The sequence below is a fragment of the Proteus sp. fly-1067 genome, assembly GCF_040139345.1.
Classification (GTDB): Bacteria; Pseudomonadota; Gammaproteobacteria; order Enterobacterales; family Enterobacteriaceae; genus Proteus; species Proteus vulgaris_B.
Genome location: NZ_JBEEUL010000001.1, coordinates 351,277 through 364,944, shown reverse-complemented (window position 1 = coordinate 364,944; position 13,668 = coordinate 351,277). Strand labels below are relative to the sequence as shown.

The following is a 13,668-nucleotide window of genomic DNA, read 5'->3' as shown; positions in this document are numbered from 1 at the left end:
TCCGAAGCGATTTTTCTGCTAATAATGAAAAAGATAATATCAGAATGCGTAATTTTGATATAGCTCAACCATCATTAAATAGTGAGTGGCATCATAAAACCTGATGTAGTTTTATCAATTTATTATTACTAACGCGCTTAATTTCACAGCAATTAACGCGTACTATGGTTAGATCGCGCGTGATTGCGCTTAAAATCTCTGTTTGGAGGATGAGAAACCTAATGGATATGAGTATAAGACAAGCACTACTGAAGAACTTTATGGGAAATTCTCCCGATTGGTATAAGCTTGCTATTCTTACTTTTTTAATTATCAACCCACTGATTTTTTTCTTTGTTGACCCTTTTGTCGCCGGTTGGCTATTAGTTGTAGAATTTATTTTTACACTGGCTATGGCGTTAAAGTGTTACCCATTACAACCCGGAGGACTACTTGCCATTGAGGCTGTCATTATTGGAATGACTAGCCCAAAACAGATTGGTCATGAAATTGCCAACAACCTTGAAGTTATTTTACTTTTAGTCTTCATGGTTGCGGGTATCTATTTTATGAAGCAATTATTGCTTTTTGCTTTTACCAAATTGCTTTTATCCATTCGTTCTAAACGAATGTTATCTATCGCTTTTTGCTTTGCAAGTGCCTTTTTATCTGCCTTTTTAGATGCTTTAACCGTTATCGCTGTTGTGATCAGTGTTTCTCTCGGTTTCTACTCTATTTATCATAATTTCGCCTCTAACCAAGCAGGAACAGAGCTAAATAATGATGGATTTATTGATACCGCAGAGAAAAAACAAACATTAGAACAATTCCGTGCTTTCTTACGTAGCTTAATGATGCATGCTGGTGTAGGTACTGCATTAGGTGGCGTAATGACCATGGTAGGTGAACCGCAAAACCTGATCATTGCAAAACATTTAGAATGGGATTTTGTGACCTTCTTTATTCGAATGTCACCTGTAACAATCCCTGTTTTCTTTGCAGGCCTTGCTGTGTGCTATTTGGTAGAGCGCTTTAAAATTTTTGGTTATGGCGCTGAATTACCTGATTTAGTTCGTAAAGTTTTAACTGAGTACGATAAGAAAAACAGTGAAAAACGCACTTCTCAAGAAAAAGCACAATTGATGGTTCAAGCATTAATTGGGATCTGGTTAATTGTTGCTTTAGCTCTTCATTTAGCAGAAGTCGGTATTATTGGTTTATCTGTTATCATTCTTGCAACTGCATTTTGTGGTATTACAGAAGAGCATGCGCTCGGTAAAGCATTTGAAGAAGCCTTACCTTTCACTGCGCTATTGACCGTTTTCTTCTCTATTGTTGCTGTTATTATTGACCAACAATTATTCGGTCCAATTATTCAGTTTGTACTCCAAGCTTCAGAGTCCTCACAGCTCTCTCTCTTCTATCTGTTTAATGGTCTATTGTCTGCTATTTCAGATAACGTTTTTGTGGGTACTGTATATATCAGCGAAGCCTTAACAGCTTTACAAGATGGATTAATTAGTCAATCACAATATGAACATATTGGTGTTGCTATTAATACAGGTACAAACTTACCTTCTGTTGCCACACCTAATGGCCAAGCAGCATTCCTATTTTTATTAACCTCTGCGTTATCTCCGCTTATTCGTTTATCGTATGGACGAATGGTAATAATGGCTCTGCCATATACTATTGTAATGACATTATTTGGTTTACTGGCAGTTGAATTCTGGCTAGTTCCTACAACACATTGGTTTTATGAAATAGGCTTAGTTGCTATTCCATAACAATAGTTCTACAGTTACACCACATAAATAGGACTTTTACTTGATAAAAGTCCTATTTTTTTCATTAAAATAAGGTTGAATGTAAATATTTGTGAAATAACAAGTTTTAACTTTTTTTGCGCTTGAATTTTGGGCAAAATAGACACTTATTTTAATATTTAAATGGACATTATTATGCTGACTGCTCTTCGTCACTGGTCACAACGCCGTTTTTCATGGCTATTGCTTGCATTAACGGCAATAGGTCTTGAAGGTGCTGCATTGTATTTTCAGTACGGAATGGAATTAATGCCTTGTGTGATGTGCGTTTATCAACGCATCGCAGTATTAGGAATATTAGTTGCCGCATTCATTGGTGCAAGCGCACCCAAAATGGCACTCATGCGTATGGCAGGTAGTTTTTTATGGCTTTATTCAGCTTACCGAGGCATTGAGCTGGCTTGGGAGCATACGCAACTTATTCTTAATCCATCACCTTTTGCAACATGTGATTTCTTTGTCACATTACCTTCTTGGTTTGCATTACAAAATTGGTTCCCTGCTGTATTCCAAGCAACGGGTGACTGCTCTGTCAGCCAATGGCAATTCTTAACATTAGAAATGCCACAGTGGATGCTAATTATTTTCTCTGCTTACTTTGTTGTGGGTCTATTGGTCTTAATGAGCCAAATCACCAGTTCTTTTAAATCAAAAGAATAAAAAAACAGCCCTTAGTGTGTCGCTAAGGGCTATTTATCTTCGTAAAATAAGGCTTAAACATTAACTAAATAATATGCTTTAATTCAGTTTTAACCTGGAATACACGCACCGTCAATCAATGCCTGTTCACTACAGCGTTTACCATTAGCAAATTGACACACTGGTGTTTGCCCACCATGTAATTCATAGTTTAAAGAAGGTATCCCTCCTGAAAAAACACATGTTGCCTTAGCCGATTCATCTAAAGGAACACTAAGACTTGTTGCCGGTATCGTTCTGCTTTTATTCACTGCTTGTGTTGATGAATATTGTGTCTGGGTTGAACTACTGCATCCTGTAATAAAACCCAAGCCAGCTAACATAAACAGATAACATGTTGTTTTAAATTTTTTTTGCATCAAAGACACCCTAATGTCTGCTGTTATTCACTATTAGTGTGAAGCACTTTTTGAAAGTAAGTTTATGACTAAAACACCAGCAATAATCAATCCCATACCAATAATGGCTGGTAAATCAAGTTTTTGTTGATAAATAAAAACAGCCGCAACAGAAACTAGCACTATTCCTAAACCACTCCATATTGCATAAGCAATACCCAATGGCATAACCCTTACCACTTGAGAAAGTGCCCAAAAAGAAAAACAATAGCCAATGACAACAACAATTGATGGATATAATCGACTAAAGCCTTCAGAAGCTTTTAACATTGTTGTCGCAATTACTTCCGATATAATCGCCAACATTAGGTAAGTTAATCCATTCATTTTTTCGCCTTAATCTTATACAAAGTCAATTTTGTGAATTCTATCACAAGCCATATTGAGGATATTCATCTACAACAAATAAAAAAGGCATCTTTCATATTGAATAGACGCCTTTTAAAATAAAAATACTTATTTAGTGTTTGTGAAGCTGATTCTTTTTACGAGGTTTCCCCCCCATAGAAACGCGATAACGGCTAAAAATAAAGCCACACAAAATAACAGCAATAATGCTCAATATCATGCCTGCATACCCCATGTTTGGCATACCCGCATGTAAGATAACTTGATTACCAATCAAAGCCCCAGCACCAATGCCAATATTAAAAATACCGGAGTAAATAGACATCGCAATATCTGTTGCATCTGGAGCTAAATCAATCACTTTAACTTGCATACCTAGGCCGATACACATAAAGCCAATCCCCCAAAATATAATCAACACAATAAATGTCGTTAAATTTTGGCTACTTATCATTAATAAGCTCAGGCAAGCAGTAAGTAAAATGAGTGCAAAGAATAAAAAAGATGTTGGCATTTTGGCGCTGTAACGACTAAATAGCACACTACCAATAATGCCAGCACCACCAAAAATAAGTAAAACTAACGTAGCAAAGTTTTGATCTAATTTTGCAATATCAATAACAAAAGGCTCGATATAACTATAAGCCGTAAAATGTGCGGTAACAGCAATAACTGTTAACAAGAAAATCCCCATTAATGGCCCACGTTTTAATAATACAGGTACACTTTTTAATGATCCTGAATGCTCACTGGGTAATAAAGGCAAATAACGCATTAACGCAAACATGGTAATTAAAGCTAAAACACCAATTCCCATAAATGTTGCACGCCATCCTAACCATTGTCCAACAACACGCCCAATGGGTAAACCAAGAACCGTAGCTAATGCTGTTCCTGTTGCTAATAAACCTAATGCTTGTGCTCGTTTACCAGGGGGCGCTACTCTAATTGCCAATGAGGCAGTAATAGACCAAAAAACTGCATGAGAAAAAGCAACGCCTATACGCCCTGCAATCAACGATTTAAAATCCCATGCAATACCAGACAAAATATGACTTAAAATAAAAAGAATGAATAAGATAATAAGTAACTTACGGCGTTCAACTTTACTTGTCATTATCATTAATGGTAATGACATTAAAGCAACCACCCAAGCATATATGGTGATCATTAAACCTGTTTGAGCTGGGATCATTCCAAAGCTTTCAGAAATATCACTTAACAGAGCAACCGGAACAAATTCTGTTGTATTAAAAACAAAAGCTGCAAACGACAATATTATTACCCTGATCCAGGCTGTTTGGCGGCTTACTTCATTTATGTTTGGTGTTGCGATATTCATAATTAATCGATGCTTTCTTAAATAATATTGATGTATATATTATTGCTTTATAATATAAGCCTTCATATAACTCGCTTTGCCCACTTACTCTAAAGAGCTTAAATTTATTGGTAATAAAAAATGGCATAAATACAAAAAATGCGTTTTTTAAAAACAAAAAACAAACCAAGTTATAACTAAATTTGATAGCTAAAGCGAATCAGCTATCAATTTTAGCATATTCATCTTATGACTTTAAATCCCTAGTACAACTTCTTTTTAACGTTAACATATTCTCAGGATGTAAAATTGTAGATATAAATATCTCATTCGCAATCTGATTAAAATAATAAAAATAAACAAATTCGAGTAAAAATAAGCAGGCTATTCATTGAATTATGATAAGAAATATTAATTTATTTATTCAAAATATTCTTATATTGAGATAAAAAACGAATAAAAACAGGAAGGATATATCAATTACTGGCTTAAATTATCAATAACTTGAATTGCTTGCTCGCAAGCTATATTTCTTGTGGGTGAAGTTGATTCATCAAAAGCATTTTTAATAGTAGCAATTTGTTCAACAGCCGTTCGAGGCAAAATTAAACGCCCATTAGAAAGCGCGCTATCAACCTCATTTAACTTTTGAGCTAATTGCTGACAACTACCATTATTCTCTTTTGATTTATAGACAGCCATAAGCGTATCGCGTTTTGCTTCTACAGTAGAAATAGTTTCGCTCATTTTTGATGATGAATTTTCAATGACTTCACGACCTTCATTCCAAATTTCAGCCGTTGTTTCTTTAAAAACAGACACCATTAAAATAGCAATAAAAATAGCCAACATGATTGTCAGTGATAAAAGTCCTCCTGCAATAATAAGTATCTGTTTCATCTTTAACTCCACATATTAGTTATCTCTGTTTTTAATATATATAGTTTAAATAAATCAGGTTCAATCTGGATTACGATTCTTTTTATTTTTTACATTTTATTACCGAGATATACAGTTCTAATTACTCTTATTTTTATAAAAAATAAGCACCTAATTGTAGGTGCTTATAATCAATATATAAATTTATCTTGATAAAAATCATTTTTTAGAACAACACGCAATATAATTTAAATGATGCCGATTTTCTCTAAAAAAACGAAACATGGATAAAAACCTTTCTCTATTCTGTTTGTTTTTTAATCCATTTTTAATTATTTTTGCTGTTCTAAGTAAACCTTCATCACGGATCAAACCTGTAGGTGACATTAAACTCATATTACCTGATTTTATTTTTACTTCTGAAAACCCAATATTAATAAACAAGTCATGCCACTCTTGTTTAAACATAGGAGCCACGTTCGATTTCACTACCCCAATTAAATTATCTTTATCTACGTCATTATTTTTTTTCATAATATCATGTGTTAATAACAAACCACCGGGTTTTAAAACACGATAATATTCTTTTACTAATTTAGCTTTAGCTTTATCCGCATACATTGTCAACATCGCTTCATTTAAAACAACATCAAAGCTATTGTCGGGAAAAGGCAGAGATAAGGCATTGGCTTTCGTTAGCTGAATCAGATGTGATAACTTCGCATTTTCAACATTACGTTGTGCATTAGCTAATGCTTTTTCATCCATGTCTATAGCAATAATATGACAACCATATTTTTGCGCTATTTCAATTGACGTTGTCGCCATATTACATGCAATTTCTAAAACATAGCTTGAGGATGTAAAATGCCCGTTATTAATTAACCAATCAGAAGCCTCTACGCCCCCCGGTCTTAAGCGTGTTTTTCCTAAACTAGCTAAAAAAGTATGACCTGCTTTTGGCTGCTCTTGAGATATAGATTGTGTTGTTGTTTGAGTTTCCATATTGCCACCCATAAAGTTGCATTATTAATGCAACTTTATAATAAAAAACATTTGATGGGAATAGTTATCATTACTTTTATCTTTTTTTATAAAGAAAATCTTAAAGGACACAATAAATAAATTTTTAACTGTAAGATGAAATTTATTGAAATAGAAAGAGTTAAACAAATTACTCTGTAATTGCGTCATTAAAAGTAAAGAATATTAAACTTTGGATAACAACATTGACCTTCCCCTAAGGGGAATCTTTAAAGTGATAACAATTTCACGATAAAGTAAAGGAAACTGTTATGAAAAAGATTTTACCTGCCACTATTATTTTAATGAGTGCTATTTCTTTTGGTGCAATGGCAAACAATACACATATGAATATGGATGCATCGCATAATAGCTCTCCAATGCAAAAAGAGCTCAATGAATCTATGAATAAAATGCATGCTGAGATGGCAAAAGGAATGAACACTGATAATGCAGACGTTGCTTTTGCTGATGGCATGATTGCACACCATTTAGGTGCCATTGATATGGCTAAAATTGAATTAAAATATGGTACAGATCCTGAGATGCGCAAGCTAGCTCAAGCCATTATTGATGCTCAAGGCCCTGAAATTGAACAAATGCAAAAATGGTTAGAAAAAAATAAAACTAATAAATAATAGATTTATATGGGCTATGATCTTTCGGGTCATAGTCCATTTTATTTTTAACATTTCCTGCCAAATTTCCTATTCAAGCTAAATCAAATAATTGTCTAATATTCATCTCATACATTATAATTTTATTATTAGAGTAATATTCTTGGCTTTACCCTGTATGGAGTCTACATGAATAATAGAGAAAACATGGCGTTATTAACCCAAAAACTTGCCATGCAAATTGCAAAGTGGACTCACAATACGCATTATTTTGATACCCAAATTCCAGGATTAGCATTAACGCACTGGACTTCCCCTACCTCTATTACCAGTCATACACATAAATCAGGTATATGCTTAATTGCTCAAGGTGAAAAAAGAGTGATTTTAGGGGAAGAAAGTTTTATTTATGATGCCAACCATTTTTTAATTTCTTCCATCGAGCTTCCTGTAATGGCAAATATTATGAAAGCCAGTGAGGATAAACCTTTTTTAGGACTTGTAATGGAATTAGATCTACAAGAAATATCTCAACTGATCGTTGATAGTGAATTAATATTTAATTTAAATTCAAGCGCTCAAAAAGGAATTGCGATTGGTGAATTATCAGAACCTCTATTAAATGCATTTATTCGCTTGCTCGATCTTCTGAATACCCCTGATAGTATTAAAATTCTTGCTCCAGGTATAAAACGTGAGATTTTTTATCGTTTACTGATCACAGAGCAAGGTGAGCGATTAAATCAAATCGTTACAGCAGGTAGTCATAGCCATCAAATATCAAAAGCCGTTGATTGGTTAAAAAATAACTTTATAAAACCACTAAATATTAATGAATTAGCGTCATACACAGGAATGAGTAAATCTGCTTTTTATACTCATTTTCGGACAATGACATCAATGACACCACTTCAATTTCAAAAAAAACTTCGCCTCAACGAAGCTCGACGATTAATGTTAACTGAAAACTTAGGTGCAATAACAACAACATTTCGTGTCGGCTATGAAAGCCCGTCTCAATTCAGTCGTGAATATAGTCGATTATTTGGAGCTCCACCTGCAACTGATATTAAAATGCTCAAAGAATCTAATAATGTTTGAATATAATCACTTTTCATAAGCTCAATCGTTTTATCTTTATTGCCTATTTATATTATTTATTATCACTTTTTTAGTTTTTTGGAAAATTAGGCAAGAGACTAAGAAGATCGGACATTCATATCTAAATGCGAAAACGATAGCATTTATATCAACAGAAAAGAGACTATATCTCTTGAAGTTAAAAAAAGACTATACTTCAATGGGATAGCTATCAACTTAATATTGCAATAGGATATCAAAATGCAACTCGATTTCACTTACTACAATCCGACAACCATTCATTTTGGTAAGAACTCTCTTGCTAAATTAAATGATGAGTTATCACATTATGGCGAAACCATCATGCTGATGTATGGCCGTAATGCTATCAAATCTAATGGCCTTTATGACGAAGTCATGGCAATACTTAAACATGCAGGAAAAAAAGTAGTTGAGTTATCTGGTGTTATGCCCAATCCAACCTATGCGAAAATGATGGAAGGTGCTCAATTAGTACGTGAACATAATGTCAGCTTAATTTTAGCTGTGGGTGGAGGTTCCGTTATTGATTGTGCTAAAGGTATCTCTGTTTCTGCCTATTGTGAAAATGAAGATCCTTTCCAAAAGTATTGGGTTGAATATCAAGAAATTGAAAATAAAACTGTTCCTGTTGCATCAATTCTTACTATGGTAGGAACAGGCTCTGAAATGAATGGCGGTTCAGTCATTACGCATGAAGAAACAAAATATAAAATTGGCCGTGTTTTTCCTGCCAATGTATTTCCTAAGTTTTCAATTTTAGATCCAGAATATACCTTTACGGTTTCTCAATACCAAATGGTGAGTGGTGTATACGACACAATGTCCCATCTGATGGAACAATATTTTTCAGATCAAGGCGCAAATACAACCGATTATTTAATTGAAGGTTTATTAAAATCTTCTATTGATAATTTGCGTATCGCACTTAAAAATCCAACTGATTATGAAGCAAGAAGTAACCTAATGTGGAATGCAACTCTGGCATTAAACACTTTGACAGGGCTTTCAAAAACACAAGATTGGCAAGTTCATATGATTGAACATCAATTGGGGGCTTATACCGATTGCGCCCATGGAATGGGGCTTGCTGCAATTTCTCTACCTTATTATCGTTTTATCTATAAATTCGGCATTGAAAAATTTGTACGCTTTGCCACCCAAGTGTGGGGGATTTCTGCTGAAGGTAAAACTCAAGATCAAATTGCACTTGAAGGTATTGATGCACTTGAACGCTTCACAAAAGAGTGCGGTATTGTAACTTCATTAGAAGCACTAGGTGCAACAAAAGAGATGCTACCAATAATTGCTCAATCCACAACAATTATTGGCAAAGGTTATAAAAAGTTAACAACTAAAGATGTACTTACTATTTTAGAAAACTGTTTTTAATACGATTTAAATAAGCAAAAAAACGGACCTCATCGAGGTCCGTTTTTTATATGGTGCCCAGGGCGGGACTTGAACCCGCACAGCCTTACAGCCGAGGGATTTTAAATCCCTTGTGTCTACCGATTTCACCACCTGGGCTAAATTGTATTTACTCGTTACGAATAATATTGCTAATAAAACAAGGTAACAAATAAATTTAAAACATTTACATCTAAAACAACTAACTTAATATGTTTTCTTTCACTAAATGTGCAGTGGAAGAAAAAACGGACCTAAATTAAGGTCCGCATTTTATATGGTGCCCAGGGCGGGACTTGAACCCGCACAGCCTTACAGCCGAGGGATTTTAAATCCCTTGTGTCTACCGATTTCACCACCTGGGCTAAATTCTGTGGTGCGCCCGTAAATTCTTATTACTAAGATAAATACTGGTATGGACGACTTAACTACTACACAATGCCATTCATTAATGGACTTTTCTTTTGCACCAAACTCTTTATCTAAAAGAGATGGTGCCCAGGGCGGGACTTGAACCCGCACAGCCTTACAGCCGAGGGATTTTAAATCCCTTGTGTCTACCGATTTCACCACCTGGGCATTAATGGAGGCGCGTCCCGGAATCGAACCGAGGTACACGGATTTGCAATCCGCTGCATGACCACTCTGCCAACGCGCCTCAACTGCTCAATCTCATGAGAGATTGGAGCGGGAAACGAGACTCGAACTCGCGACCCCAACCTTGGCAAGGTTGTGCTCTACCAACTGAGCTATTCCCGCTTTACCGAACTTGCTGATTTACTTATTTATTTCTGTAAACCGTTGTGCCTTTCGATGCGTTGCATTCTACTGATTTCCTGAATCTAGTCAACACTATATTTGCATCTTTTTGACTGTTCGGTGAATTTTCAGTCATTTCGATCAAGCTTCACGCAAATCTGACCATGCAGCGCTCAAATATTGAAACATTGACCAAAAAGTCAACACGGTTGCGACATACAATAATGCAAATCCAAACCATTCTGCTTCAACCGTAGGACGCCATAATAGCACAACTAACGATCCCATTTGTGCGGTTGTCTTCACTTTTCCAATCCAAGAAACAGCAACACTGTTGCGTTTCCCTAATTCTGCCATCCACTCTCTTAATGAAGAGATAATTATCTCACGAGCGATCATGGTTGCTGCTGGTAAAGTTATCCACCATTCATGATAATACTCTGTAATTAAAACAAGTGCAGTTGCAACCATTACTTTATCTGCTACTGGGTCAAGAAAAGCCCCAAAGCGAGTAGTTTGTTTCAATCTACGTGCTAAAAATCCATCAAACCAATCAGTTGCAGCGGCTACCATAAAAATAATAGCACATACTAATGGCGCATCTTTGAATGGTAAATAGAACACCAAAACAAAGAATGGGATTAAAGCGACACGAAATAGAGTTAGCCAAGTTGGGATATTTAGTTGCATAGCGTTCTACACGACCTAGAAAAGTGAGAGTTATTAATATGGTGCATCAATACACTTAGTGTTTCAACGCATTAAATATTTTTTCTGCTAATGCTGTCGAAATTGTGGGGACTTTCGCAATTTCTTCTACACTTGCATCTCGTAAAGCTTGTAGCCCTCCCATATATTTCAATAGCATTTGACGACGTTTAGGCCCTACACCTTCAATAGACTCTAATGAGCTAGTATTTTTCACTTTCGCTCTACGTTGTCGATGCCCAGTTATTGCATGACGATGCGACTCATCACGTATATGTTGGATCAAATGCAACGCGGGTGAATCAGAAGGTAATGCCATACCTTCACCTTCAGGGACAAAAAACAAGGTTTCAAGCCCTGCTTTACGATCACTCCCTTTTGCAACACCAATTAATTTAGGGTGTGACTTATCCCAATCAACATCCAGAGAATCAAATACCTCTATTGCTTGTGCTAATTGCCCTTTACCACCATCAATAAAGATAATATCAGGAACTTTATTTTCTTCTAATGATTTACCATAACGTCGAGTGAGTACTTGATTCATCGCCGCATAATCATCACCAGGAGTAATACCACTAATATTATAACGCCTATATTCCGATTTTAATGGGCCATTCATGTCAAATACTACACATGAAGCCACAGTTTGTTCTCCCATAGTGTGACTAATATCAAAACATTCCATTCGTTTTATCTCTTTCATATCAAGAAGAGACATCAATGAGGCATAGCGTTGTGAAATTGTCGATTGTTCGACTTGTTTTGAAGCTAATGCTGTTGCTGCATTCGTTCTAGCTAATTTCAAATAACGCGCTCTATCACCACGAGGTTTCGTTTGAATTTGAATTTTTCGCCCTGCAATAGATGAGATAGATTCAGAAAGGATCGCTTTATCTTCCAAATTAAAATCGAGCAGAATTTCAGTCGGCAAGGTTCTAATAGCACTTCCTTGCAAATAAAATTGACCAATAAAAGTTTGAACTACCTCATCAAGTGAAGTATTTGCTGGAATTTTAGGAAAATAACTTCGGCTTCCCAATACTTTACCTTGTCGGAAAAAGAGAACATACACACAAGCAATTGCGCCATTAAAAGCAACACTAATCACATCAAGATCATCACCTATATTGGCAACAAATTGTTTTTCCGTTACTTGTCTTACGGCTTGAATTTGATCACGAATACGTGCAGCTTCTTCAAAGCGTAAATCTTGGCTTGCTTCTTCCATACGAGTCACAAGGCCTTCAATCACTTGTGTATCATCACCAGAAAGGAAAAGCCGTACATAATTAACTTGTTGAGCATATTCTTCGTCTGAAACATAACCCTTCACACAAGGTGCAAGACAGCGGCCAATTTGATACTGTAAACAAGGCCTTGAACGATTGCGATACACACTGTCTTCACATTGACGAATAGGAAATAGTTTTTGCATCAATGCTAAGGTTTCTCTTACTGCAAAAGAGTTAGGAAAAGGCCCAAAATATTCCCCTTTTGCATGCTTTGCACCACGGTAGCTAGCTAGTCTTGGGTGTTTATCCCCACTTAAATAAATATAAGGGTAAGATTTATCATCTCGTAATAACACATTATAACGAGGTTGATAGCGCTGAATGTAACTATGCTCTAACAATAATGCTTCTGTTTCTGTATGTGTAATAGTCACATCAATATTTGCAATACACTTAACCAATGCCTCGGTTTTACGGCTATTTACTTGCGCACGAAAATAACTCGAAAGCCTCTTTTTCAGATCTTTGGCTTTACCGACATAAATTACAGTATCTGTTGCATCATACATTCGATAAACACCTGGTTTATCAGTGACTCGACTTAAGAATGCTTTGGCGTCAAATTTGTCTTCCACTTTGTAAATGACTCTCAATCTCAATTAACCCATAACGTATTGCTATATGAGTTAATTCTACATCACCTGAGATTTTAAGTTTACTAAACATTCGATAACGGTAACTATTTACTGTTTTTGTATTGAGATTTAACTCATCTGCAATTTGTGTGATTTTTTTTCCTCTAATTATCATAGACATTACTTGCAGCTCTCTTTCAGATAAATGATGTAATGGATTCAAATTTTTTTGTAATTTAGCCAGTGCAATATCCATAGCAAACTCTTGGCTTAAATAACGCTGGCCAATACATACTTGTCGAATAGCTTGAAGAATATTTTCACTCGAGGCATTTATGACCACAAAGCCTTCAATTCCTAATTGAAGAAGTGGTATAGATAAAATGGAATCAGTACTAGGTGAAATAACAATAATTTTAATTGATAAGAATGAACGTTTAATCCTTTTTATTGAATTAATTAATGAAACTGAAGGAGATGAATAGATAATAATAAGATTAACAGAAAACTGACGGCAATAGCGGAATGCTTCTGTCTCATCAGTCATGATTTTTCTAATATTGATTTTTTTGATTTGACTAAGAAGTGTTTTTATCCCCAAGCTAAATAACTCAGCCTGACTTATTATTATTGTGTTTATCAATAATTTTTCCTTTTTAGTTAAGGTATTAAAAAATCTGTATTTATTTAAAACCCAATTATCATATTGCAT

13 protein-coding genes and 5 tRNA genes are annotated in these 13,668 nt (G+C 35.2%); 5 read left to right on the top strand and 13 right to left on the bottom strand.

Annotated elements, in window-relative coordinates:
* Positions 1-221: 221 nt before the first annotated feature.
* Positions 222-1,766, top strand: a complete 1,545-nt coding sequence (nhaB, locus tag ABN217_RS01690) for a sodium/proton antiporter NhaB (protein WP_072068322.1) — start codon at positions 222-224, stop codon at positions 1,764-1,766.
* Between the two features lie 174 nt (positions 1,767-1,940).
* Entirely contained in the window at positions 1,941-2,465 is a 525-nt protein-coding gene (dsbB, locus tag ABN217_RS01685) for a disulfide bond formation protein DsbB (RefSeq protein ID WP_109407670.1), read from the top strand.
* Positions 2,466-2,554: 89 nt separating this feature from the next.
* Here dsbB and ABN217_RS01680 read toward each other — a convergent pair whose 3' ends face one another.
* The 5 genes from ABN217_RS01680 to ABN217_RS01660 form a co-directional block, all read right to left on the bottom strand.
* On the bottom strand, positions 2,555-2,863 hold the full coding sequence (locus ABN217_RS01680; protein ID WP_349440497.1) for a putative hemolysin: 309 nt from the start codon (positions 2,861-2,863) through the stop codon (positions 2,555-2,557).
* Positions 2,864-2,896: 33 nt separating this feature from the next.
* Complete coding sequence (locus ABN217_RS01675; RefSeq protein ID WP_072068325.1) at positions 2,897-3,229, bottom strand: SMR family transporter; 333 nt, start codon at positions 3,227-3,229, stop codon at positions 2,897-2,899.
* A gap of 133 nt (positions 3,230-3,362) precedes the next feature.
* Positions 3,363-4,592: a sugar transporter gene (locus ABN217_RS01670; protein WP_072068326.1), complete on the bottom strand. Its 1,230-nt coding sequence runs from the start codon at positions 4,590-4,592 to the stop codon at positions 3,363-3,365.
* A 459-nt stretch (positions 4,593-5,051) separates the two neighbouring features.
* Complete coding sequence (locus ABN217_RS01665; RefSeq protein ID WP_196554097.1) at positions 5,052-5,471, bottom strand: hypothetical protein; 420 nt, start codon at positions 5,469-5,471, stop codon at positions 5,052-5,054.
* A gap of 198 nt (positions 5,472-5,669) precedes the next feature.
* On the bottom strand, positions 5,670-6,455 hold the full coding sequence (locus ABN217_RS01660; protein WP_196554096.1) for a class I SAM-dependent methyltransferase: 786 nt from the start codon (positions 6,453-6,455) through the stop codon (positions 5,670-5,672).
* 290 nt (positions 6,456-6,745) lie between these two features.
* Between ABN217_RS01660 and copM the strand changes: the two genes are divergently transcribed.
* The 3 genes from copM (at position 6,746) to ABN217_RS01645 (ending at position 9,601) form a co-directional block, all read left to right on the top strand.
* Positions 6,746-7,111 (top strand): CopM family metallochaperone, encoded by a 366-nt coding sequence (gene copM / locus ABN217_RS01655; RefSeq protein WP_072068329.1) that lies wholly within the window; start codon positions 6,746-6,748, stop codon positions 7,109-7,111.
* Positions 7,112-7,279: 168 nt separating this feature from the next.
* On the top strand, positions 7,280-8,191 hold the full coding sequence (locus tag ABN217_RS01650; RefSeq protein WP_072068330.1) for an AraC family transcriptional regulator: 912 nt from the start codon (positions 7,280-7,282) through the stop codon (positions 8,189-8,191).
* Positions 8,192-8,431: 240 nt separating this feature from the next.
* Positions 8,432-9,601 carry an iron-containing alcohol dehydrogenase gene (locus ABN217_RS01645; protein WP_115349894.1) on the top strand — a complete coding sequence of 390 codons (1,170 nt, stop codon included), beginning with the start codon at positions 8,432-8,434 and terminating at the stop codon, positions 9,599-9,601.
* 51 nt (positions 9,602-9,652) lie between these two features.
* On the opposite strand, the gene ABN217_RS01640 is transcribed toward ABN217_RS01645, so the two are convergent.
* From ABN217_RS01640 to ABN217_RS01605, 8 genes are all read right to left on the bottom strand, one after another.
* A tRNA-Leu gene (locus tag ABN217_RS01640) sits at positions 9,653-9,739 on the bottom strand.
* Between the two features lie 158 nt (positions 9,740-9,897).
* Positions 9,898-9,984, bottom strand: a tRNA-Leu gene (locus ABN217_RS01635).
* Between the two features lie 127 nt (positions 9,985-10,111).
* Positions 10,112-10,198: transfer RNA gene (locus ABN217_RS01630), tRNA-Leu, on the bottom strand.
* A gap of 5 nt (positions 10,199-10,203) precedes the next feature.
* A tRNA-Cys gene (locus ABN217_RS01625) sits at positions 10,204-10,277 on the bottom strand.
* A 25-nt stretch (positions 10,278-10,302) separates the two neighbouring features.
* Positions 10,303-10,378, bottom strand: a tRNA-Gly gene (locus tag ABN217_RS01620).
* A 141-nt stretch (positions 10,379-10,519) separates the two neighbouring features.
* The gene (gene pgsA / locus ABN217_RS01615) at positions 10,520-11,068 is read right to left on the bottom strand and encodes a CDP-diacylglycerol--glycerol-3-phosphate 3-phosphatidyltransferase (RefSeq protein ID WP_072068332.1); all 549 of its coding nucleotides are present in this window, start codon (positions 11,066-11,068) and stop codon (positions 10,520-10,522) included.
* Between the two features lie 55 nt (positions 11,069-11,123).
* Positions 11,124-12,956 (bottom strand): excinuclease ABC subunit UvrC, encoded by a 1,833-nt coding sequence (uvrC, locus tag ABN217_RS01610; RefSeq protein WP_197269092.1) that lies wholly within the window; start codon positions 12,954-12,956, stop codon positions 11,124-11,126.
* Positions 12,940-13,668: a LuxR C-terminal-related transcriptional regulator gene (locus tag ABN217_RS01605; RefSeq protein WP_231619287.1), complete on the bottom strand. Its 729-nt coding sequence runs from the start codon at positions 13,666-13,668 to the stop codon at positions 12,940-12,942. The genes uvrC and ABN217_RS01605 overlap by 17 nt, the downstream gene beginning before the upstream one ends.